The organism is Microcystis sp. M53602_WE12, assembly GCF_030065455.1.
Lineage (GTDB): Bacteria > Cyanobacteriota > Cyanobacteriia > Cyanobacteriales > Microcystaceae > Microcystis > Microcystis aeruginosa.
In genome coordinates, this window is record NZ_JASJFB010000052.1 from 11,799 (window position 1) to 38,398 (window position 26,600).

8 protein-coding genes are annotated in these 26,600 nt (G+C 39.8%); all 8 read left to right on the plus strand.

Annotation, left to right across the window (positions count from 1 at the left end; all coding sequences use genetic code 11):
* The first annotated feature begins 8 nt into the window (after window positions 1-8).
* Complete coding sequence (locus PX482_RS02320) at window positions 9-4,742, plus strand: type I polyketide synthase (RefSeq protein ID WP_288093928.1); 4,734 nt, start codon at window positions 9-11, stop codon at window positions 4,740-4,742.
* A 197-nt stretch (window positions 4,743-4,939) separates the two neighbouring features.
* Window positions 4,940-9,763: a type I polyketide synthase gene (locus tag PX482_RS02325; RefSeq protein WP_002761913.1), complete on the plus strand. Its 4,824-nt coding sequence runs from the start codon at window positions 4,940-4,942 to the stop codon at window positions 9,761-9,763.
* Window positions 9,764-9,980: 217 nt separating this feature from the next.
* Window positions 9,981-12,905: an amino acid adenylation domain-containing protein gene (locus PX482_RS02330; protein ID WP_288093927.1), complete on the plus strand. Its 2,925-nt coding sequence runs from the start codon at window positions 9,981-9,983 to the stop codon at window positions 12,903-12,905.
* Between the two features lie 398 nt (window positions 12,906-13,303).
* Window positions 13,304-17,125 (plus strand): beta-ketoacyl synthase N-terminal-like domain-containing protein, encoded by a 3,822-nt coding sequence (locus tag PX482_RS02335; protein ID WP_288093926.1) that lies wholly within the window; start codon window positions 13,304-13,306, stop codon window positions 17,123-17,125.
* A gap of 56 nt (window positions 17,126-17,181) precedes the next feature.
* On the plus strand, window positions 17,182-17,901 hold the full coding sequence (locus PX482_RS02340) for a Rossmann-fold NAD(P)-binding domain-containing protein (protein WP_287109102.1): 720 nt from the start codon (window positions 17,182-17,184) through the stop codon (window positions 17,899-17,901).
* A gap of 170 nt (window positions 17,902-18,071) precedes the next feature.
* Window positions 18,072-19,829, plus strand: coding sequence for an SDR family NAD(P)-dependent oxidoreductase (locus PX482_RS02345; protein ID WP_288086608.1), 1,758 nt, complete (start codon window positions 18,072-18,074; stop codon window positions 19,827-19,829).
* A gap of 45 nt (window positions 19,830-19,874) precedes the next feature.
* The gene (locus PX482_RS02350) at window positions 19,875-24,878 is read left to right on the plus strand and encodes a short-chain dehydrogenase (RefSeq protein ID WP_288122023.1); all 5,004 of its coding nucleotides are present in this window, start codon (window positions 19,875-19,877) and stop codon (window positions 24,876-24,878) included.
* Between the two features lie 145 nt (window positions 24,879-25,023).
* Window positions 25,024-26,598, plus strand: coding sequence for a PfaD family polyunsaturated fatty acid/polyketide biosynthesis protein (locus tag PX482_RS02355; protein WP_052277695.1), 1,575 nt, complete (start codon window positions 25,024-25,026; stop codon window positions 26,596-26,598).
* Window positions 26,599-26,600: the final 2 nt, after the last annotated feature.

Genomic DNA, 26,600 nt, shown 5'->3' on the forward strand with positions numbered 1-26,600 from the left:
TCTCAACTATGAAACCTATTGCAATTATTGGGATTGGCTGTCGTTTTCCTAAAGCCAATAATCCTCATGAGTTCTGGCAATTATTATCAAATGGAATTGACGGAATCACCGAAATTCCTAAGGAGCGCTGGAATATTAATGAATATTATGATGAGAATCCTGAAACACAGGGAAAAATGAATTCTCGTCATGGGGGATTTTTATCGCAAGTTGATGGGTTTGATCCTAATTTTTTCGGGATTTCTCCTAGAGAAGCCTTATTAATGGACCCTCAGCAACGCTTACTCTTAGAAGTAGCTTGGGAAACCATTGAAGATGCAGGAATAACACGGGAACAATTAGCAGGATCGAAAACAGGTGTATTTGTGGGAATTGCCACAAACGATTATAGTCGCATTCATGCAGGATATAGCCACCAACCTCAAGGCTATGATTTAACAGGAAACTGCACAAATATCGCAGCCGGTCGTCTTTCCTATCTTTTTAACTTAAAAGGTCCTAGTTTAGCGGTAGATACGGCTTGTTCTTCCTCTTTGGTCGCAGTGCATCTCGCTTGTCAAAGTTTATGGAATGATGAGTCTTCAATGGCGATCGCAGCAGGGGTTAACCTGATTTTATCCCCTATTGGTAATATTGCGTTAAGCAAATTGAAAGCCTTGTCTCCTGATGGACGTTGCAAAACCTTTGATGAAAGCGCCAATGGATATGTGCGAAGTGAGGGAGTCGGTTGTATTATTCTCAAACCGTTGGCTCAAGCGATCGCAGATAAGGATTCCATTTATGCGTTAATTAGAGGAACTGCTATTAATCATGATGGACGCAGCAAGGGGTTAACGGTTCCCTATGGACCGGCACAAGAAAGCTTGATTCGATCAGCCTTGAAAAATGCCGAAATTGAGCCAAAAGAGCTTAATTATGTGGAATTACACGGGACGGGAACATCTTTAGGCGATCCCATCGAAGCGATGGCCTTGGGAGCTGTGTTAGAAGAAGGACGAGACAAGGATAATCCTTGTTTGGTGGGATCGGTAAAAAGTAATATAGGACATCTCGAAGCAGCGGCAGGAATTGCCAGTGTGATTAAGATGGCACTTTCCCTGAAAAACAAGCAAATTCCGCCCAGTCTGCATTTTAACAAGCCGAATCCTTATATTCCCTTTGATAAGTTACCCCTTAAGCTTCAATCATCTTTAATTACCTGGCCACAACAGGAAACAACCGCCAAGGTGGGAATTAGTTCTTTTGGATTTTCGGGAACAAACGCTCATCTTATCTTGGAAGAAGCTAATTTATCTCACCAAGAACCAATTTCCTTAACTTTCCCTCATTTACTTCCTTTATCTGCCCATAGTCAAGAAGCGGTTAGAGATTTAGCTCAAAATTATGAAGATTTCCTGAAAGATCAAGCTTTAACCGCTGAATTTGTCCAGAATCTTTGTTATAGTGCTAGTTTAAGACGGACTCATCATGCTCATCGTCAGGCAGTTCTGGTTCATTCTCCTGAAGAATTATTGAAGGGTTTAAAAGAGTTAGAAACGATTGATTTATCGACTCAATCTAAGCCTTCAAAACGTAAAACCAACATTGCTTTTGTCTTTTCTGGCCAAGGACCTCAATGGTGGGCAATGGGACGGGAATTATTAGCAACAGAACCGGTTTTTCGCTCTGTTATTAAACAATGTGATACTTTGATTCAAAAGTATGCTAACTGGTCATTATTAGCGGAATTTAATGCGTCTGAAGCTCAATCTCGTTTACAAGAAACAGAAGTTTCTCAACCTGCTTTATTCGCTTTACAAGTTGGATTAGCTAAATTATGGCAATCTTGGGGGATTAATCCTAAATCTGTGGTTGGTCACAGCTTGGGAGAAGTTGCAGCCGCCCATTTTGCGGGAATTCTAACTCTTGAGGAAGCCATTCATTTGATTTGTCAGCGCGGACAGTTGATGCAGCAAGCAACAGGAAATGGAAAAATGCTTGCGATTGAATTACCTGTTAATGAGGTAGAAAATTTAATGGCTGCTTGGGAAAATAAATTAGAAATTGCTGCCATTAATAGTCCTTATTCAACGGTTGTATCTGGGGAGTCTCAATCGCTCGATCAATTAATTGCTGAATTGTCCCAAAACCATCCTCATATTTTCTACAAAGAACTCCCTGTTAATTATGCTTTTCATAGTCAACAAATGACTACTTTTGCGGATAAGTTAGTGAAAAAATTAGGAGAGCTTAAGCCTCAAAAAAGCACCATACCAATTTTCTCAACCGTAACAGGTGATCAACAAGAGGGGACATTATTTAATGCCGCTTATTGGGGACAAAATATGCGTCAGACGGTACGTTTTAACCCTGCGATTGAAGCAATGATTAAATCTCGTCATACTATCTTTGTTGAAATCAGCCCCCATCCTGTTTTATTGGGATATATTAAAAGTACCTTGCGAGAACAAGATACTGAGGGATTTGTTTTACCCTCTCTAAGACGAGAACATTCTGAACGGGGAACGCTATTAAATTCTTTAGGAAAGCTCTACACTTGGGGACAGTCGATTAATTGGGAAAAATTATATCCCGAAAATTGTCAGTTTGTTAAGTTACCGCTTTATCCTTGGCAACATGAATCTTATTGGGTAAGTGATGCTAAACCTCAATTTAAGTCTGTTTCTTCTGCTTCTAGTTTACTTAATTTATTAGTTGAAGGCAAAACTGAACAACTAACAGAACAGTTAAATCAAAGTGATCAATTATCACCTGAAGTCAAGCAGTTTTTACCACAATTATTACAGTTATTTGTTGGGGAAGATGCAACAATAACAGGCAAAATGCCTATCCTACAGGATGTGAGTAAAAACTGTTATCAAGTGGAATGGCAACTCAGTCCTTTAAACTTAAAAAATAAGCCTTCTCAAGGAGAACGGTGGTTAATTTTTAATGATAATCAAGGAGTTGGTAAAGCCTTAGCAACAACGCTAAATGATGCTTATATTTTGGTGTCTTCTGGTCAAACTTATCAGAAGTTGGTGTCAGGTCATTATCAAATTAATCCTAATAATGTTAAGGATTTTCAACGGTTGTTACAAGAGCTAACTGAACCGATCACCAAAGTGGTCTATTTATGGGGGTTAGACAGCGATATTAACTCCCAACCCTCTCAAACTCGTTCTTATGCCAGTTTATTGTATCTAACACAAGCTTTAGCTGAATGTAAAACTAAAGAACCCCCTAAACTTTGGGTCATAACACAACAAGCACAACCGGTGAATGATGCTGTTAAACCGCTTAAAATAGCACAAACGTCCTTATGGGGAATGGGTCAAGTCATTGCCCTTGAATATCCTAATTTATGGGGAGGATTGATTGATTTAGAAGAAAAACAACCATCGTCTCAAGCAATTATTGCTGAAATAACAGAAAATCTAGGAGAAGATCGCATCGCTTTTCGGGATCATCAACGATATGTTGCCCGTTTAGTACCTAATAAAGCAATAAAAAGCTCAAACATCAATTTTAAGAAGACAGAAGCCAGTTATCTCATTACTGGTGGCTTAGGCTCTTTAGGATTAAGTTTAGCAGATTGGTTAATTGAAAAAGGTGCAAATCATTTAATCTTAACCAGTCGGCGAGCCTTAGCTGACCATTCAACGGATAAACAGGTAAAAATCAAAGCTTTAGAGGATAAAGGGGCTACTATTCAAGTAATTGCCGCTGATGTCAGTGATTATCAACAAACCCGTCAACTTTTTCACCAAATTCAAGAAAATTGTCCTCCCTTACAGGGTATTATTCATGCGGCAGGGGTTTTAAGCGATCGCACCATTGACAAGATGGATTTCCATTGTTTTGAGAGCGTATTTAATCCTAAAGCAGCAGGGGCGTGGAATTTACACCAACTTTCTCAAGATTTATCCTTAGATTTCTTTGTTTGTTTCTCTTCCATATCTGCTTTAATCGGATCACGAGGTCAAATTCACTATGCCGCTGCCAACCATTTCTTAGATGGTTTAATGCACTACCGTCGAGAGTCTGGACTCACAGGGTTAAGCATTAACTGGGGACCTTGGGCTAAAGGGGGAATGGCCACGCAAGGCTATGAAGAAGGCTTAAAACGCCTGGGAATCAATCCATTACAACCTAATTTAGCCTTGGATACTTTAGATGCTCTAATCCATGGTAATGTTACTCAAACAATGGTAGCAGAGATTGATTGGTCTAAGTTTAAAACGATTGTTGCAGCAAAAGGACGGGTGGCTTTCTTAGAAGCGTTATTCAAGCAAGATCAGGATAATTTTGGGCAAACGGTCGAGAATTTCCCCCAAACCATCCAAAAAAACCCTCCTCACCGACGAGTCACCCTATTAACCACTCGTTTACAGCAAGAAGTAGCGCAAGTCTTAGGAATTCACGGAGATACTTTACCAGATACTGATCAAGGGTTCTTTGAGATGGGAATGGATTCTTTAATGTCCGTAGAACTGAAACATCGTCTAGAAGGCTTATTTTCTGTCTCTTTACCTTCCACCTTTGCTTTTGAGTATCCCACTATTGGTGATGTGGTGCAGTATTTTGTCCAAGAAGTATTTGCTTGGCAAGATAATTCAGAAAATTCTCAGATTTCTTCGGAAACCGAGTCAACGGACGTTGTAGTACTCCACCAAGCCCTTGCTGAATTGGAGTCGCTGTCAGAAGTAGAAACAGAAGCCCTAATGGAGCGAGAATTGGCGGAATTAGAAGCATTACTTTAACAGTTATCAGTTATCAGTTAAGTAGGTGGGTGGAATTAAATATAAAATGAACGTAGGTTGGGTTGAAGCATGAAACCCAACGCCCGCATGGGTTACGCTACCGCTAACCCATCCTACAAATAATTGTGCCTACCTACTTATCAGTTATCTGAATACCTAACACCTCACACCTAATATCTAAGGAGCATTTTAACATCATGGGTTCTCATCACCAGAAAACAGAATTAACGCCGTTACAAAAAGCAGTTATTGCGCTTAAAGAAGCTCGTAACAAGATTGAAGCCTTAGAACGGCAAAAAAATGAACCGATCGCTATTATTGGCATGGGGTGTCGTTTTCCGGGGGGTGCAAATAGTCCAGAGGCGTTTTGGGAGCTATTATCAAGGGGAAAAGAAGCAATTGTCCCTGTTCCTAGCCAAAGATGGGATGCTGAGGCTTATTATGACGAAAATCCCGATCTTCCTAACAAAACTTATGCTCGTTATGGTGGGTTTATTGACGCGGTAGATCAATTTGATCCGCAATTTTTCGGGATGACTCCCCGGGAGGCGATCGCACTAGACCCTCAACAACGATTATTATTAGAGGTAAGTTGGGAAGCGTTAGAAAATGCCGGAATTGCACCTCAGAAGCTGACAGGGACGCAAACAGGCGTATTTGTGGGCATTGGCTTGGATGATTACGCAAAACGGCAAATTAAGCAACAAATTCCCATTGATGCTTATACGGGATCAGGAAATGCGTTTTGTTTCGCTTCAGGTCGCTTATCCTATTTTTTAGGGCTACAAGGACCCAGTTTAGCCATTGATACCGCCTGTTCTACCTCTTTAGTCACGGTACATCTGGCTTGTCAAAGCTTACGCAATAGAGAGTCAAATTTAGCTTTAGCAGGGGGAGTTAGTTTAATGCTATCCCCGGAGGTGACGTTATATCTTTCTAAAACCCGCGCTTTGTCCCCTGATGGTCGTTGTAAAACCTTTGATAAAGATGCAAATGGCTATGTGAGAGGGGAAGGCTGTGGAATGGTGGTCTTAAAACGCTTTTCTGATGCTATAAGCGATGGAGACAACATTTTAGGCGTAATTAGAGGCTCGGCGGTCAATCAAGATGGCCCCAGTAGTGGTTTAACGGTTCCCAATGGATCAGCGCAAATGGCAGTTATTCGTCAAGCATTGGAGAATGCAAAAGTAAAACCCGAACAAATTAGCTATTTAGAAGCACACGGGACAGGAACAGCGTTAGGCGACCCTATTGAAGTACGGGGGATTAACAATGTACTATGCAAAGATCGTTCCACTGATAACCCCTTAATGGTGGGTTCAGTAAAAACGAATATCGGCCACCTAGAAATTGCAGCCGGGATGGCCAGCCTATTAAAAGTCATTTTATCCCTAAAAAATCAAGAAATTCCCCCCCATCTTCATTTTAAAGAACTTAATCCTGATTTAGCGGCTGCTGCAACCGCTCTCAAAATTCCTACCGCTTCTCTGCCTTGGCAGCGAACAGAAGAACCTAGAAGGGCCGGAATTAGTGCATTTGGATTAAGTGGCACAAATGCCCACATTATCATCGAAGAACCGCCTCAATTAAGCTTTAATCCTTCTGAAGTGGATCGTCCTGCTCATTTACTCACTCTATCAGCGAAAAGCGACGATGCTTTAGATGATTTAGCGCAAAAATGGGTCAACTATTTAGAGAAAAATCCTCAATTAAACCTAGCAGACTTAGCTTTTAGTGCCAACACGGGACGAGGACAATTTAACCATCGTCTGGCAATTTTGGCAAAATCAACCCTTGAAGCCAAGGACTCTTTAACAGCATTTACGCAAAAACAACCTTGTTTGAATGTTTTCAGCCAAGCAGTTGCAAAAAGTCGTCAAAATAAGATTGCTTTCTTGTTTACAGGACAAGGTTCTCAGTATGCAGACATGGGACGACAACTGTATGAAACTCAACCCACCTTTCGTCATGCCTTAGAGGAATGCGATCGCTTATTGCAACCTTACCTAGAAAAGTCCTTATTAGAGGTTTTATACAGTGATTCTAGCTTATTAGACCAAACTGCTTATACTCAACCCGCCCTATTCGCCATTGAATACGCATTATATAAATTATGGCAGTCTTGGGGCATTAAACCTGATGGGGTTTTAGGTCATAGTGTGGGGGAATATGTGTCCGCTTGTGTTGCAGGGGTTTATTCTCTCGAAGAGGGAATCAAGTTAATTGCCGAAAGAGGACGCTTAATGCAGTCTTTACCCCAAAAAGGCGCAATGGCGGCCATATTTGCCCCTATTGAAACAGTAAAATCTGTTATTTCTCCTTATGGGGATCAAGTTGAGATTGCCACTATCAATAGTTCGGAAAATATCGTTATTTCGGGTGACAAGGAAGCGATTAATCGGATTAAAGCGGATTTAGAATCACAAAGCATTGAAGTGCGTCTGCTTCAGGTATCTCATGCTTTTCATTCCGGGATGATGCAACCGATATTAGCAGAATTTAAAGTGATCGCTGCTAAAATTAGCTATAAAACACCCCAATTAGATTGGATTTCCACCGTCACAGGTGAAGAAATCAGCCAAGCAGTAACAGAGGACTATTGGTGTCAACAAGTGCGTCAATGCGTCCAATTTGCCCCAGCAATAGAAACCTTAGCCAGCCAAGGTTATAATCTATTTATTGAAATCGGCTCTCATCCGATTTTAACGAGATTGGGTCAAAAAACCTTAGCAAACCCTGATTATCTGTGGTTATCTTCCCTACAACGAGGACAGGATGATTGGCAAATTTTATTACAAAGTGTGGCAAAATTAGCCGTTTCTGGGGTTAATATTGATTGGAATGGCTTTGATAAAGATTATGCTCGTCTTCGTCTTCCTTTACCTACTTATGCTTTCCAAAAACAACCCTACTGGTTAACCGTAGGGGAGCCTAGTTTGCGCCCAACCCAAGGGACAGAAACCTTAGAAGGGCAAGACTTACACCAAAGCCAAGAAAGAGAAACTGTAGGGGTGCCAGACTTGCGCCCAACCCAAAAACAAAACGAAACCAAGGCTGAAAGCTTAGAAAGTCAATTAATTGCTTTAATAAGTCAAATTACGGGTTTAAATCCTCAGCAATTGAGTTTGAATGTTTCCTTAGAAGCAGATTTAGGGTTAGATTCTATTATGATGACCCAATTAATGAACGGGTTACTATCATTAATTCCTGAAGAGCAACGTAGTCAATTTAGTGAAACCTTTTCCCTACGCCATTTAATGCAAGTCTCCAATCTTCAGGAATTATTAACCATTCTTCAATCTCATACTTCATCCCCCAAACCTCAAATCTCTAACCCTAAACCACAAACCAAAAACCTGAAAACACAACCCTCGAATCTGGTTCCTATTCTCCATAGTCAAATTCCCTTGTTAATGAGTTATTGGAGTCTCAATTCTAATAGTTTATTTACTAAGGTTAAAATTGCAGGAGAATTTGACTTAAATATTGCTCAACAAGCATGGAAACTGTTAATTAATCGACATCCCATGTTACGGGCGCAATTTCAGATTCCAGAGGATGCCACCTGCTTTGCAGACTATCAATTAGAAGTGCTAGAAAACCCCATTCCTCCTGAAATTATTGTTAAAGATTTCACCACTTTAACTCCCGATGAACAAGGGGAGAAAATTGAAGAAGAAATCTATCATTGGTTAAACTATAACTGGTCTTTAACGCAATGGCCACTGCATGGATTTTCTGTGCTTAAATTATCCGATCAAATTCATCAATTATTTTTAGGGAATGAACACTTAATTTCAGATGGGTTAAGTAACCATGTCATGATGCGGGAATTCTTGGAAATTTACCGGGCTATAGTTGCTAAAGAAACGCCAAATCTTCCCCCTACATTGACTGTAGAAGATTATCGAAAACAGGTTCAATTAATGAACGATTGGCAAGATATTGAGGAAGATCGAGCCTTAGCAGAATACAATAATGCTGTGTCTGGAATGTCCTATCGTTGGCAACCTAAACAGCAGAAAAATGCTCAAAAATCTCCTCTCTTTTACAATCAAAAGTATCTACTTTCAGCAGAAACTACCTCTCAATTAATCGACAAAACCCGTCAATGGCGAGTCCCGATGAATGCACTATTATTAGGTGCATTTCTAAAAACTATGTCACAAATAGATTCAAAAGCTGAAAATATCGGAATTTCGATTCCCACCAGTGGACGAATTTACCCCGAAGTAGATGCAACAGGTGTGGTTAGTAGTTTTGCTCAAAATCTGGCATTAAGTTTTGCTAAACCTCAATCTGAGCAAGATTGGCCGACCTTTTTAAGCCAAATTCAGCAAACTGTACAACAACATATTGGCACCGGTTTAGATCGGGCGCAAACTCGTCAAATGGGAACAATTTTTCGAGACAATATTACCCTAGAAAAGGGTAAAATTCCCCCTCATAGTCTTTCTTTAATACAGGAGGCTTTAAAGTCTAATTTATACCTTCCTTATACGGGACAAACTCACCTGCAACCTCAGTATGATGCTTTATCAATTACTGACTATCAAGCAGGAGGAATGAACGCAACTGGAACAATTGATATTCTGCAAGAAATCTTTAATAATCGTCTTCATCTATTTGCAAGTTACGATTACCATCACTTTGACTTATTGCTAATAGATCAATTAATGACAGCCTATGTCAGCCAAATTGAAGAACTAGCCAATTTACCCGTGCAAGATCAAGTTATTATTTCTCATTCTTTCTCTATTTCTCTTAATACAGAGATTGAAGAAATGCTACGACAAATAACTTCCGAAATTTGTCATTGGACAATTGAAGAAGACGAAATAAGTGATGATTTGGAGGCAGATTTAGGACTAGATTCTTTAGAACGCATTCGCCTTGTTACCAAGCTAGAAGGGATTTATGGCAAACAATATCGCCAAGACCTTTTAAATTGTCGTACCTTGCAAGAAATGGCTGCTATTTTAGCCCCATCTCAACCTTCAATCCTCAACAGCTATCGGTAAAATACAGTCTGACAAATTAATATTAGGAAAAACAAAAATATGTCATTTCTACTTAGATAGGAATCCACAAATATTTATGATATTCTGAACTTTTTTTGTCCAGCTATACCTCAATCAGCGAAGGTTCGTAATTAGTCCTTAATGGCTACCTGCTAAAAAACCAATGGGCGCAGGCTTTGCGCCCCTACCACCTAACATCTAATAGAGGATTATTCTTATGGCTTTTTCCCCCGAAATTCCCTACTATAAAATTATTAAACAAGCACAATTAACCCCTGATGCGATCGCTGTTTTAGATGAGACTTGTCCCCTAACTTATCAACAATTAGACCATCTTTCTAATCAAGTTGCTGCTTATTTACAGACTCAAGGTGTTAACCCCAATACCAGAGTAGGAATTATGACGGAACGAAATCCAGGCATGATTATTGGTATTTTGGGAATTCTTAAAGCCGGTGGCTGTTATGTACCCTTAGATCCCGATTATCCCGTCGAAAGATTGCGTTATATTCTTCATCATGCCACTATCGAGATTTTACTTACCGAACATCAGGTAAGTGAACAGTTAATTTCTTGTGTGACAGAACCTTTACCCTTGCAAACCGTCCTCTTTTTAGATGAAGGAGAAAGATTAAACAAAATTAATGATTTAACTCAGATTACCACTTCTATCTGGCAAAAACACAGTAAAGAATCCATAAATCTTTGTAATCGTCCTGAGGATTTAATGGTAATTCTTTATACGTCTGGATCAACAGGACGGCCAAAAGGGGTAATGTTAAACCATCGCGGTTATATGAATCGTCTAGAATGGATGCAAAAGACATTTTCCCTGAAAACAGGCGATCGCATCGCACAACGCACCTCTTTTTGTTTCGATATTTCCGTATGGGAAATTTTCTGGACGTTAATGGAAGGTGCAACAATATGTCCCGTCAAACGCGAAGTAGTCTTAAATCCTTGGGAATTTGCTGCCTGGATTAAAAAGACTAAAATTAATGTAATGCACTTTGTTCCCTCCCTCTTTGGGGAATTTATCAGTGCGATTGAAAACGAATCTTGGACATTTCCTGATTTACGCTGGTTAATCTTTAGTGGGGAAGCTTTACCCATGTCTTTTATCCAAAAATGGCTTGATTGTTATGGATTAAAGACAGGTTTAGCCAATCTTTATGGACCGACAGAAGCCTCAATTGATGTGACTTACCATATTATTACAGAACGTCCTGACGAACGCACCAGCAGCCAAATTCCCATCGGAAAAGCGATCGATAATGTCTATCTCAAAGTGTTGGATGATCAGATGCAACCTGTTAAACAAGGGGAAATGGGAGAACTTTGGCTTGGTGGCGTACAATTAGCGTTAGGATACCTCAAAGATCCTGAAAAAACCGCTAAAGCGTTCTGTTCTAATCCTTTTTCTGATGTCTCTGGTGACTATATTTATCGGACAGGTGATCTAGTCAAGGAATTACCCGATGGTACGCTGGAATATCATGGACGTATCGATAATATGGTCAAAATTCGGGGTTTTCGCATTGAATTAGGGGAAATTGAGAGCATCTTAACCACTCATCCCAATGTCCGCGAGGCCGCCGTTTTAGCTATTGATTACGGTGAAGGACAAAAACGATTAATTGCTTGTTTATCGGGGGATAAAATCAAAAACCGAGTTCTCAAAGCACATTTAGAACAAAAACTCCCCCATTACATGATTCCTCAACGATTCGCTTGGTTTCCACAACTTGCTAAGAATCATAACGGAAAGTTAGACCGTAAAGCATTAGCCGCCGAATTACTTGCTCCTCCCGCTGCTCCCCCTACTCCTTCTCTTGTCCCCCTTGGACCGGCACAACGTTGGTTAGTCAACTATTTTGAACCTCCCTATCAATGGTTCGGTTATACTCGTTTTCTCTATCATCAGTCTTTGAATCTTGATATTTTCAATCAAGCTGCTAATCTTTTGGTGCAACGTCATGAAGCTTTTCGGACGGTTTGCCTACAAAATCAAGGTAAATGGCAGCAATACTTGATCAATGATCCTCAACCTATCCTGGCAGAGTATTGGGATGGAAGCCACTTAACAGAAGCAGAACGTAATGCTAAAATTCAAGCTCAAATGTCAGATTTAGCTAAAAAAATCCAGATTGACCGTTGGCCACTCACTGCCACTCTTGTCGTTAAAGTTAGTCCCTATTGCTACGATATTACGATGGTCGCTCACCACATCATTGCTGATATGTTAAGTGCAACCCTCTTGTTTAAGGAACTTTGGAGTGCCTATCATCAATTATTGGTAGGAAGTGAGCCGACTTTTCCTAACCCTAATCCTCAGTCTTACTTAGATTTTGTGCAAGTCTTGAGGGATGAGGAGAAAAAAGGAACAATGAACGAACACTTGAATTATTGGAAGGAACAATTTCCCGATGCAGAGAGTCGCTTTGAAGTCCCCGTCGATCATGTCAAAGGCCCAAATATTGAAGCTTCTGCCGAAAGTGAGCGATTTGTCCTAAGTAAAGCGCAAACTAAACAGTTATTAAGCCAAGGCAAGGTTTATTATCAGTCTAACTTTTATCCTATTCTCCTTGCTCCTTTATACCGTTTATTAGGTGATTGGAGTCAACGCCAACAGGTGGTTATCAGTCATCGTAGTCATGGGCGAGATTTAGGCGAAGGTCAGTCTTTTATGGAAAGTATGGGCAATTATGCTGTAAATTTTCCCATAGGCATTAATTTATCCACTTCTACGACTTGGCAAAAAACTATCAGTACCATCAATGAGCAGTTTGAAAGCTTACCAATGAATGGCGTAACTTATGATTGGATAGGTGAGTCTTTACCTGAATATCTCTATCCTGATAGTAATTTAACCCCAGTAAGGGCTAATTATCTGGGAAATCGTTCGGTTCCTCTCTCTGACTTGTTTGAGTTTGTTTATGGCGAGCGCGATTGTCGTTTATCGCCACTGGATCAAAAACGTACCACATTGATTGAATTCTTTTTCCTAATCATAGATGGTCAGTTAGAGATAAGAATTGAATATTCTCGTAATTTCCATCTTCCTACGACCATTGAAAAAATCGGACAAGATTACCTCATTCTTCTTGAGGAATTAGTGCCTATTGGTGTTGCTGATTCCTAACCTTTCAGGGGGGAGTGTCAAGCAGTCCGTGGCATTGACTCATATTAAATCCGTTTGATTAAGTCAGGAGAATACTTTGGCAAAAGTGCTACCTCGAAAATGTCTTGACTATCGTACCCCGAATGAGGTATTCCCCAAAGGTAGATCAGATAGTGATGCAATTCAGACTTGAATTGGCGTCACCAAGAGCGTGATGGACTGCTCTAGTTACCAGATTTTTCCCCCCCCGAACGCTTACTAAAAATCATCCATTTGTGAGAGTAGATCATCCATTGTATAAACTTGGAACTCTGCCTAAACTGAAGCTAAAGGGAATCAAACAATTCTTTGTTCATTCTTTAAGAACTATTCGTTGTCTCTACAGACTGCTATATTATTGATTGGAGAACACACCTACAATGTCTGCTCAATCCTCAACCTCTAGCCTAACTGCTTTACAAAAAACACCGATCGCTATTATTGGAATGTCGGCCTTATTTGCTAAAGCCAAGAATTTACAGGAATATTGGCAAAATATTCTCGGTAAAGTGAATGGAATCACTGAAGTGCCAGAAAGTGCCTGGAATTTAGAAGATTACTATGATCCAGACCCGAAAGCACCAGATAAGACCTATGGTAAATGGGGGGGCTTTTTGCCTAAAATTGATTTTGACCCCTTAGAATTTGGTCTGCCACCTGATACGTTAGAAGCTTTAGATTCGGCTCATTTACTTGGTTTAGTGATGGCTAAACAAGCTTTAGAAGATGCGGGTTATAACCAAGGAAAAGAGTTTAATCGAGAAACAACAGGGGTTATTTTAGGAGGAAGCGGACTCTGGAAAAGCATTACTCCCTTAACCAGTCGTCTGCAATATCCTCTCTGGAAGAAAATTTGCCAAAAAAGTGGTTTATCTCAAGAACAAACCGACAAAATTATCGAAAATATGAAGGCTGCCTATGTGCCTTGGCAAGAAAATTCTTTCCCCGGTATGTTACCAAACGTCGTAGCAGGTCGTATTACTAATCGCTTTGATTTAGGAGGAACTAATTGTGTGGTGGATGCAGCCTGTGCGAGTTCCTTAAGTGCTTTAAAAATGGCGATCAGTGAATTAATTGAAGGCCGTTGTGACATGATGCTTACAGGGGGCTTTGACACGGATAATTCCATCCTTAACTATATGTGTTTTAGCAAAACTCCAGCTTTTTCTAAGAAAGATTGTCTCAATCCCTTTGATGCTACCTCCGATGGCATGATGGTAGGGGAAGGATTGGGAATGCTGGTGATTAAACGGCTTGAGGATGCAGAACGAGACGGAGATCGCATCTATGCAGTAATTAAAGGCATCGGGACTGCTAGTGATGGTCGTTTTAAAAGTATCTATGCACCGCGTCCTGAAGGTCAAATTAGAGCCTTACGGCGTGCCTATCAAGAGGCGGGATTTTCTCCCGCTACCTTGGGGTTAGTTGAGGCCCATGGTACTGGAACACCAGCAGGAGATTTTTGTGAATTTACAGCCCTGAATGAGGTTTTTAGCGAAAATAACGCAGAAAAGCAAACGATTGCTCTGGGTAGTGTCAAATCTCAAATTGGTCATACCAAGGCGGCGGCGGGTGCTGCAAGTTTAATTAAAACGACTTTGGCCTTACATCATAAAATTCTTCCTGCTACCATTAACATTACCGAACCCAACCCTAAATTTAAGATTGAAGACTCGCCTTTTTATCTCAACACCGAAACCCGTCCTTGGTTGTCCAAAGGAGAGACACCGAGACGGGCCGGGGTTAGTTCCTTTGGCTTTGGGGGAACAGATTATCATGTGGTGTTAGAAGAATATACGCCCAAATTACCCCAAGGAGAAAATCGAATTCATCACCGTCCCCAATCAATTTTACTCTGGGGTCAAAATCCTGAAGAATTAAGACAAACTTGTCAAAAAGCTCTAGAACAGTTGCAATCTCCCCAAGGGTCACAAGTTTATATTGAACTACAAAATCAAAGCAAATCGGCTCAACTTCCCTTAAAGGTTGCTAGAGTGGGCTTTGTTGCGACTTCCTTGGCGGAAGCTATTAAATTACTGCAAGCAGCCGTTAAACAGTTGCAAAAACAGCCTCAAGCAGAGGCATGGGAACATCCCCAAGGTATTTATTACCGTAAGACGGGGTTATTACTGGAGGGAAAAGTCGTAGCATTGTTCCCCGGCCAAGGTTCTCAATACCTGAATATGGGTCGAGAAATTGCCCTAAATTTGCCAGAAATCCAAACCGCTTATCAAAAATTGGACATATTGAGAGCTAAAGCGGGTTTAACGCCCCTTTCAGCAGGAGTATTTCCGATTCCTACCTTTAACGAGGTGGACGAAAAACGGCAAACCTCTTTACTGCAACGGACGGAAAATGCTCAACCTGCGATCGGGGCTTTCAGTGTAGGACTGTATAAAACGTTGCAAAAGACGGGATTTAAGCCAAATTTTGTGGCCGGTCACAGTTTTGGGGAATTAACCGCACTCTGGGCCGCAGGCGTTTTCACCGACGACGATTATTATTACTTGATCCAAGCTAGAGGCCAGGCTATGGCCGCACCGAAAGGAGCCACCCCTCAAGGGGCGATGTTAGCGGTGACTGGGAAAGTATCTCAGATAGCGCAATGGGTTGAAGGAATGGCCAATGTGCAGATTGCTAACTATAATGCACCTGAACAGGTGGTATTATCGGGATTAGCCTCAGAAATTGCCACTATTGAGAAGATTTTAAGCTCTCAAGGCTATCAGGTTACGCCTTTACCCGTGTCTGCTGCTTTTCATACTTCTCTAGTACGTCATGCTAGTCAACCCTTTGGGAAAGCGTTGGATCAAGTGACGTTTCATGCGCCCCAACTTCCGGTTTATGCTAATGTGACCGCGGCCCCTTATCCCAAAGATTTATCAGGGATGCGTCAGCTTTTAGAAGCTCAGTTGTTGAATTCGGTTCAGTTTGTCCAACAAATTGAAAATATTTATGCTCAAGGCGGATATTGCTTTGTGGAAATTGGACCGCGCCAAATTCTCACTAACTTAGTTAAACAGATCTTAGGCGATCGCCCTCATCTGGCCATTGCACTCAACCCCAGTCGGCAAAAGGACAGTGATGTTCAACTCTCACAAGGAGTAATGCAGCTTCGAGTTTTAGGTTTACCGTTAAACGATCCGGAAAATGCAGCTTTGACGGTGAAGACTCCTTCAAGCAAACGCAAAGGTATGATCCTGAAGCTGAATGCAACCAACTACATCAGCGATAAAACCAAAGCTTTGATCGGAGCTGCATTACAACCTGATTCACCTGCGGAAATAGAACCGTCAGTTGATTCCCAAACGGTTGAATCTAAGTGTGAGGAAGTGAAAGGGTCGGAAAACGAGGAAATTTTAGCCTCTATTCCTTCCGTCAACCCTTATCCTTCTGATTCTCAGCCTCTTTCAGAGGAAATTCCAACACTCAATTTATCTATCGTTTCTCGAGATCAAACTGTAACCATGACTATGAACAACGCTATTTCTAACAACATCAACCCTCTTTTACAGGCATTCTACCAATATCAACAGAGTCTTGCCAAGGTTCACGAAGAGTACATTAAACATCAATCCCAGAGTTTTCAATCAGTGTTGCAGTTATTCAAACAAAAAGAGATGACAGCAGTTGCTCAAATTGACGAACTCTCTACTCCTGCTGCTGCTTCGGAGAATTCAAAATTTGATCGGCAAAATTCAGAGGTTTCCTCTGTTAGCTTTCCTGATCCTACCCCTTTTAAGTCTGAACCTCAGCCCTTACGGACTCCAGAACCTCAACCTTTAAACACTGCACCTCAACCCTTACCGACTCCCGAACCTGAACCTGTTCACATTTCCCCCATTGTCAACTACTTAGAACCTCGTCAACCCATTGCAGCCATCTCTACACCTGAACCTGTGTCAGAAGTGAGCGAACCTTCTTTAGACTCCATTCAAGATGATGCACTAAGTCAAGCCTTATTAGAGGTTGTCAGTGAAAAAACAGGCTATCCTACGGAAATGTTGGAATTAGAAATGGATTTAGAGGCAGATTTAGGCATTGACTCGATCAAACGGGTAGAAATCATGGGAAGTCTGCAAGAAGCTTTCTCTGGGTTGCCCAAACTTAGCCCTGAAGCATTAGCAGAAAAACGTACCCTAGCCCACATTGTTCAGTATTTGAGGGAGAAAATGATGGTGACAGAAAAAAAAATAGCTTAGTTGTTACCTCTACCCAGTCTAACCATCGAAAACACGGTGATATTGGACGTTATCAAATGAAACTGAAGCCCCTTGCTGCACCTGATTATTGGGATTTTCCCTCAACCCCTGATCAAACCTGTTTGGTGACCGATGATGGTTCATCTACTACTGCCCAAGTTGCTCAAAGTTTGCTAAACCAAGGCTGGCAAGTTGTGGTTCTCAGTTTCCCTCAATTCCTTATTCCTGTGCGTTCTTCTCTTCCTGCGGGGGTTCGACATTTTGTTCTCAATCATTTAAGTGAAGAACATTTACAAGCACAATTGGGAGATATATTTAAAACTTGTGGACTGATCGGCACATTTATTCATTTACATCCTCTCTCTCAGGGGTTTAATCAAGATCAAGAGACTTCAATTAATTCTGATCAAGCGATTGTTAAACAAGTGTTTTTACTAGCCAAACATCTTAAATCTTCTCTGACGCAAGCGGCCAGTCAAGGACGCAGTTGTTTTCTCAGCTTAACCCGTTTAGATGGAGAATTTGGTCTCAGTGGAAAACGAGAATTTAGCCCTATTAGTGGCGGTTTATTTGGCTTAACGAAAACCTTAAATCTAGAGTGGGAATCGGTCTTCTGTCGCGCTCTAGATATTAGTCCCGACTTAGATGAAATGACAACGGCTCAAATTGTTTTAGCTGAATTGCATGATCCTAATAGCTTAATTCAAGAGGTGGGTTATACCCCAAAAGGTCGAATGACTTTGACTTGTGAATTAGCTTCTTTGAGCAGTAATTAGGGAAAAGTTAATAGTTAGAATAAAATTAGCTGGGCGCGAGCATTGCGCCCCTACAGAATTATATTTATTCAAATAAATTACGGTATAAATTCTGATTTTTAGCTAATATATACTAACTATTAAATATCAACTATCAACTATCAATTATCAACTAACACGGTATGTTCCCCATGATTAATGATACTCAACTTAATTCATCTTCGGTGGTTATTGTCAGTGGTGGTGGCCGAGGAATTACGGCTCAATGCGTTATCTATTTGGCGCAACAATATCATTGTAAATTTATTTTATTAGGTCGTTCGCAAATTTTAGATCCTGAACCTGAATGGAGTCTTTCTTGTCAAGATGAATCTGAGTTAAAGAGGCAAATTATGCAACATTTAGCAACTCAAAATGAAAAACCAACTCCGAAAAAAGTTCAAGCACTGTATCAACAACTCTGTCAAAGTCGGGAAATTAAGCAAACCTTATCAGAGATTGAAAAAGTAGGAGGAAAAGCCGAGTATTGCAGTGTTAATGTTACCGATTCACAGCAAGTAAAAGCAACTTTAAGACCGATTATTCAACGTTGGGGAGAGATTACGGGCATTATTCATGGTGCGGGAACGTTAGCAGATAAATTAATTGAAAACAAAACTGAACAGGATTTCGATAAGGTTTATAGTGTCAAAATTGATGGGTTAAATAGTTTATTAGGTTCCCTAGAAGTTAACCGATTAAAATTTATTGCCTTATTTTCTTCTTTTGTTTCATTTTATGGCAATATCGGTCAATCTGACTATTCTTTAGCTAACGAAATTTTGAACAAGTATGCTTATTTACTTCAACAAAAATATCCTAAATGTCATGTGGTTTCTATTGGGTGGGGTCCTTGGGATGGGGGAATGGTGACACCACAGCTTAAACAGTTGTTTGAGCAGCAAAATATTAAGGTTATTCCTCAACAAACAGGGGCGCAAATGTTAGCAGAAGAATTAACCCAAACTCAAGCTAAAACCCCTCAAATTATTGTGATGAGTAACCCTATTTCTCCTTCTCCTAAACTGGTTACACCGCAAAAGCATAGTTACCGTTTATATCGTCGGTTGACGTTACGAGGAAACCCTTTCGTTTATGATCATGTCATCGGGGGAAATGCAGTTTTACCCGCGATGTGTGCCTTAGCATGGATCACTAATAGTTGCGAACAACTTTATCAAGGATATCGTTTTTTAAGTTGTCATAACTATCAGGTGCTTAAAGGAGTTGTCTTTGATAAAAGTTTAGCTAATTTGTATTGTTTGGATCTGACTGAAGTTGATAAAACAGAAGATGAAATTAAATTTGAAGCCTTAATTTGGAGTGAAACCGCTAAAGGAATTCCCCTTTATCATTATCGGGGGATTATTAATATTACTAAACAAGTAATAGCTGAGAGAAAACTTGAGGAAAGTATTCAGACTGTTACGGAATCTTTCCTTAATTTACAACCCTATCAAGCAGGAGTTCTTTTTCATCAGCCCAGATTTCAAGGAATTAAGAAAATCTTAGAAATTAATAAAAACGAACTTGTTTTTAACTGTTACTTACCTCGAATTTCTGCACAAGATCAAGGACAGTTTAGTGTTCAATCCTTTAATTCTTATACGGCTGATCTCTTGTTTCAATGTCTTTTAGTTTGGGTCAGAAAACACTACAATTCTGGTAGTTTACCCCTAAAACTAAATGAGCTTGAGCAGTTTAGTTCCCTCCCTTTTAATCAAGAATTTTGGATCAAATTATCCATTAATGAACATAGTGATACTAAGGTAATTGCTAATGCACTTGCTTATAATTCTCAAGGGAAAATTTATTTAGAAGCAAATAATATGGAGGTTACTTTGAGTTCTTGTCTTAATGTTTTGTTTCTTAACAATACGGTGAATTCATCGAATACTGTTTGCTTGTAATTTTTTCTCAATTGATACCCTATTTACATTTTCACAGGAGATATTATGAAACCTTCCAAATTAGCGATCGCTGGACTAAGTGGCTTCTTTAATCAACTGTTAACCAGTCAACAACTATCAGCTTTAATTTATCAAGGAAACTCCCTTGATTATTCTAACAAACCGATTAGTGATCATTCTTGGTCTATCTTATCAAAGATGTCTGATCAAGGGTTAAAAGATTGTACTTGTAAGATAGGAAAAAAAGTCGCTTTAATTACTGCTAATAATATTAGCAACAATCAAGAAACTGAGCTTAAAAATATTAGTTATCAATTGGAAAGATTATGGAATTGTTCCATTGTTCCCTTTCAATTAACCCAAGGATCTGATTCTTTATTAAAGTCTCTCGAATTAGCCCAAATTCTCTTAACCGCCAAAGAAGTTGATACAGTTATTATTAGTGCGCTTAATAGGAATTGTGAGTCTATTATTGGCGGAGCTTTAATCCTCAAAGATTATGAAACAATCCCCAACAATAATAATACGCTTTTTTACGGGATTATTGATAGCTTTAGTAAAATAGTTAACCCCTTATCTTCTCCATCAGTTGCGATTAAACAAAGTTGTCAGCAAGCATTTAAAAATGCTAAGATTCACCCCTCAAATATTGGTTATTTAGCTGTTTCCTCAAGAGAGATAGATCAAGGGTTATTAGAAGCTTATTATGCTAATCATAATAACCTAACTTGTGCAGTTGGAACAGTCCAAGAGAATAATAATAACTTAGGGATAACTGAAGATTTAATTAGCTTAATTAAAACAGCACTTTGCTTAAAAAATCGTTATCTTCCTGCTGCCGATCAACTGTTAACTTCTAATCTTACTCAAGAATGGCAAAATAGTTCTTTTTATCTACCTGATGTATCACTTCCTTGGTTTCTTGAAAAAGGACAAGAAAAACGCTATGCTGCGCTTAATTTAGTCAATCAAAATAATACTTATAGTCATTTAATTTTATCGGAAGCAACTCCTCAAAGTACACCCAATAATGGCTATTTACCCTATGCACCATTTTATCTATTTCCCCTCGCTGGAAATGATAGTTCATCTTTACAAAGTCAGCTTGATAACTTAACCCATAGTATTGAAAACAGTTTCTCCTTACCCCATCTTGCCAAAGAGAATTTTATTCAGTTTCAACAGAATTCTCAGTCTCCTTATGTTGTAGCAATTGTTGGGAATAACAAAGAAGCTTTGCAAAAGGAAATTAAACAGGCTAAAAAAGGAATTGATAAAGCCTTTCATACAGGAAAGCCGTGGAAAAGTCCCCAAGGAAGTTATTTTACCCCTAAACGGTTAGGAAAAGTGGGTAAAGTCGCTTTTGTTTATCCTGGTGCGTTTAACTCCTATTTAGGAATGGGAAGAAATCTTTTTCAATTATTCCCTAAATTATGGGAGAGAGCAGAGAGTTTAATTAGTGATCCTGCTACCTTTTTTCAAGCAAACTCTCTTTATCCTCGCCGTCAATCTCCCCTTTCTAAACAAGACTTAGAAACCCTAGAAACTCAATTCATTGCTAACCCTTTATCTCTCTTAGAAACGGGAACGGGTTTTGCGGTTTTATTCACCGAAATTATGCAGAAATATTTCAAGATTAAACCTGATGCTGCCTTCGGTTATAGCATGGGAGAAAGTACCATGATGTATTCATTAGGAGTGTGGCCAAATGCGGATCAAGGAAGTCAATTTGTTCATTCTTCTCCCCTATTTAAAACCCGTTTAATGGGAGCTAAACAAGCCGTTGCAGAATCTTGGGGTCAACCGATAGATGAAAATTCATGGAGTAGTTATGTTTTAATGGCTACAGCTGAAGCAGTTCAGGAATGTCTAAAAACAGAAAGTAAGGTTTATTTAACCCATATTAATACCCCTCAAGAAGTTGCGATCGCAGGAGATTCTCAAGGTTGTTTACGGGTGATTGAAAAATTACAATGTGATCGGTTTCGTTCGCCTTCTGATATGGTTTTACATTGTGAAGTTATGCAATCAGAATACAATGAGTTTCTTAAGCTAAATACGGTGACAATAGGAACACCACCTGATACTATTTTTTATTCCTCTTCTCATTATGATTCTCTGGCCTTAGAACAAGAGAAAATTGGTGAGCATTTAAGTCAAGGAATGTGTCAAATGTTAGATTTTCCTCGCTTAATTGAACGCACTTATCAAGACGGGGTAAAAATTTTTCTAGAATTAGGATCAGGAGGAAGTTGTTCTCGTTGGATATCGGAAACTCTTGGTCAAAAAGAGCATCTTGCATTGTGTATTAATCGTCGAGGTGCTGATGATTTAGCGACCATTATTAAGATGTTAGCACAATTAGTCAGTCATGGGGTAGAACTAGACTTATCCCCTCTTTATTTAACAGATGAAGCAGAAACCTTAGAGGCGATTTTTAAGACAGTGTTAACCACAGCACCCAAAGCTAATATTGAACCCCAAACTGAGCAACAAAATTCAATTATTCGAGAAAATACTGCTTCTCAAAAAGTCGCTGCTTTAGTCGCTTCTTCTACTCAACTTCTTTCCCAAGTTCCAACCATTTCTACAGTTGATCATTTAAGAACAAGCGTTATTTCTTCTCATCCTAAAACCGTTAGACCTTGTTTATTTGATCAACCTGAGATTCTCGAATTTATTGAAGGTAAAGTCTCTAAGGTTTTTGGTCAAGAATATGAACCCATTGATCATTATACCCAACGAGTCAGAATGCCGTCTCCTCCCTTTTTGTTCGTCAGTCGGGTGACTCAATTAGAAGGAAAATTAGGTGATTATAAATCAGGTTTCATCGAAACAGAATATGATGTACCAGAAGATGCTTGGTATGCAGTAGATGGTCAATTAACGGTAGGAATTTGTAAAGAAGCCGGCCACGGACTCCTGATGCTATTAAGTTATATCGGGACAGATTTTGAAAATCAAGGAAAACGCTCTTTCCGTTTATTAGATTTATCTGCAACCTTCTTATTTGAACAACCTGAAAATGTTAAGTTGTTACGGTGTCGAGTTAAGATCACCTCTTCGGTTAAAACTGATGATAGCTTATTAATTTTCTTCCAAGGAGAGGTGTTAATTGGGGATCAAGTTTGGATGAAACTTCATGACGGTTGTGCTGGACTCTTTTCTGATGAAGAATTAGAAAAAGGACAGGGAATTGTGCTAAAAGAGGCTGAAGAAAAAGAAAGAAACTTGATTAAAAGACAACAGTTTACTCCTCTTTTAACTTGTTCTAAGTCATTCTTTAAAAAAGAAGAACTTCTTAATCTAAGTCAAGGCAATATTGAGGCTTGTTTAGGGAAAAACTATCAACAAAATGGCTTAAATTCTTCCCTCAGATTACCCCCAGAAAAACTCTTAATGTTAGAGAAAGTGATGATGGTAAATCCTCAAGGAGGAATAGCTGGACTAGGGTTAGCAGTGGGAGCAAAACAGATCACTCCTGAGGACTGGTATTATTCTTGTCATTTTAAAAATGACCCCACTTTACCGGGGAATTTAATGATTGAAGGAAGTATCCAACTGGTGCAATTTTATTGTTTATGGTTAGGGTTACAAACTCACAGGAAAGATGCTCGTTTTCAGGTGATTCCTAATCAAACCCAAGCAGCCCGTTTTCGGGGACAAGTGACTCCCCAACATGGAACTTTAATGTATCAAATGGAGGTGTTAGAAATTGGACTTTCTCCTCAACCTTATCTTCTGGCTAATGTGGATGTTATTTTTGGCGGAAAAACCATTGCTACTATTAAAAATATTGGTGTTCAACTGGTAGAAAAAACAGACACCATTCCCAGTATTTTCCCACCCATTGAGTCAGGAACATTCCCCCATATTTCCCAATTATCAAAACAGTCATCGGTTTTATTTAATGAAAACCAATTAAAAACCTTTGCTAAAGGATCAGTGGCTGCCTGTTTGGGATCAGAATTTGACATTTATGAAAATCGTCAATCGGTTCGTTTACCTAACGGGGAGTTTCAGTTAGTCAGTCGGGTATTAGACATCGAAGGTAAACGTCATGAATTGCAAAAACCATCGGAAATTATTACCGAATTTGATGTCAAAGAAAATGCTTGGTTTTATAACCATAATGCCTATCCCACTTTGCCCTACTGTACTTATATTGAAATTGCCGGTCAACCTTGTATTTTCTTAGGGGTTTATATGGGAGCAACTTTATTATTCCCAGAAGATGATCTTCATTTTCGTAATTTGGATGGACAGGGAACAATTCTCAAAGAAATTGACCTCCGTAATAAAACCATTACGGATAAAGTTCGTCTCCTTTCTACCACCGCTATTCAAGGGGCAATTATTCAAAAGTTTGAGTTTGAGTTATCTTGTGAAGGTGAGCCTTTTTATCGGGGAAATATGGTCTTTGGAGACTTTAGCACAGCCGTGTTAGCGAATCAAGTGGGACTTGATGGTGGAAAACGTCTTAAACCTTGGTATCAACTGAATAATTTATCCGATTTAACCCTACAGGAAATTAATTTACAAGATTCCTTAACTCACCAAAACTTCTATTCAGTAAATCCTGAAAAACCCCACTATCGTCTTTCTCAAAATTATCTTGATTTTATCGAAAAAGTTTTCCTAATTGAAGATGGGGGTAAGTATCAAAAAGGATATATTTATGCCAGCCAATCAATTACTCCCGAAGATTGGTATTTTCCCTTCCATTTCTATCAAGATTCCGTGATGCCTGGTGCCTTAGGCGTTGAGTCTATTCTTCAAGCTATGCAAACTTATGCGCTGCAATTAGACTTAGGCAAATCTTTCAAAAATCCTCGCTTTGGTCAAGCCATTAATCATCAAATCACCTGGAAATATCGAGGACAAATTACACCCGAAAATCGTTTAATGTCTTTAGAAGTGCATATTTCCGATATTCGAGTCGAAGATGATGTAATCACAATTATCGGAGATGCCAGTCTTTGGAAAGAAGACTTAAGAATTTACGAAATTAAAGACATCGCCCTGTGTCTATTAGACAGTGAAGAGTGAACAGTTAACAGAGACCAGTGTATCTCGACTACTCGGTTAGTGCATTAACCATCGAATTGGGATAACCCCAGTTACCAGTGAATAGTAAACACCCATCTTTCTTTTCCGTCAGTTTAAAGTCAACAACAATGGAGAAATAAACCCCATGTTAACTAGCCATAACCCTCTTACTAGCTCCCCTAAACCATCTATCTCCTTTGATAGTGAAGGAATTCGAGAAAAATTAGCCAATTTAGAGCAGCCTTGTTATGTATATGTCAAAAATAACCAGATAGGACTTTCTCACGAACCTAATGCTGATATACTGCCCCGTAGCATGATTAATGCCCTATCACCCCAACAATTAGGCGATCGCGCTTTTTGTGACTTTCATGGTTTAGACTATGCTTATGGGGCGGGTGCAATGGCCGGGGGTATCGCTTCCGAAGATTTGGTGATTTCTCTGGGAAAAGCGGGATTTTTAGCCAGTTTTGGGGCAGCCGGGTTAGTTCCCCAACGGGTTGAAAAAGCCATTCACACCATTCAAGAAGCTTTACCCAATGGACGATATGCCTTCAATTTAATCCATAGCCCCTCAGAGGAAGCCCTAGAACGGGGTTCAGTGGAACTTTACCTCAAATATGGGGTAAGAACTGTTGAAGCCTCTGCTTACCTGGATTTAACCCCCCATATTGTCCGTTACCGAGCATCAGGATTACATCTAAATTCTCAAGGCGATATTGAAACCCAAAATAAGATCATTGCCAAAATTTCTCGGACCGAAGTTGCTCAGAAATTCTTAAAACCTGCTCCCCCTAAACTGCTGAAAGCTTTAGTTGAACAGGGACAAATTACAGCCTTACAAGCAACTTTAGCTGAAAAAGTTCCTTTAGCCGATGATATAACCGTTGAAGCTGACTCTGGTGGTCACACAGATAATCGTTCTTTGGTTTGCCTTCTCCCTTCTATTATTGCCTTACGCAATGAGATTCAACAGCAATATCAGTATGAGCGTTCTATTAGAGTGGGGGCTGCTGGTGGGATTAGTACTCCAGAATCAGCCTTAGCGGCCTTTATGATGGGAGCGAGTTACATTATCACAGGTTCGGTGAATCATGCTTGTATTGAAGCGGGAACATCTGAACATACCAAACAATTACTTGCCCAAGCAGCAATGGCCGATGTGGTAATGGCCCCTTGTGCTGATATGTTTGAAATGGGGGTGAAAGTTCAACTCTTAAAACGGGGAAGTTTATTCCCCATGCGCGCGCAAAAATTATATGATTTGTATCAAACTTATGAGGGAATTGATGCCATTCCGACCGAGGTTCGTCAAACCATAGAAAAGCAAATTTTCCAAAAACCATTAGAGGCCGTTTGGCAAGAAACCCTTGCTTATTTTCAAGAGCGAGATCCCGAACAAATTGAACGAGCAAATAATAATCCTAAACGGAAAATGGCTTTAATTTTTCGCTGGTATTTAGGGCTTTCTTCTCGTTGGGCAACCAGTGGACAGCCACAACGAACAATGGATTATCAAATTTGGTGTGGTCCGGCGATGGGTTCATTTAACGATTGGGTTCGAGGAACTTATTTAGAATTTTCCGAAAATCGTCAAGTGGTGGATGTAGCAACTCATATCATGCGCGGTGCAGCTTATCTCTATCGTCTGCAAAGTCTGAAGTTACAGGGGGTTAATCTTCCGTCTCCCTATCATTTTTATCGACCCACGCCTCTTTAAAA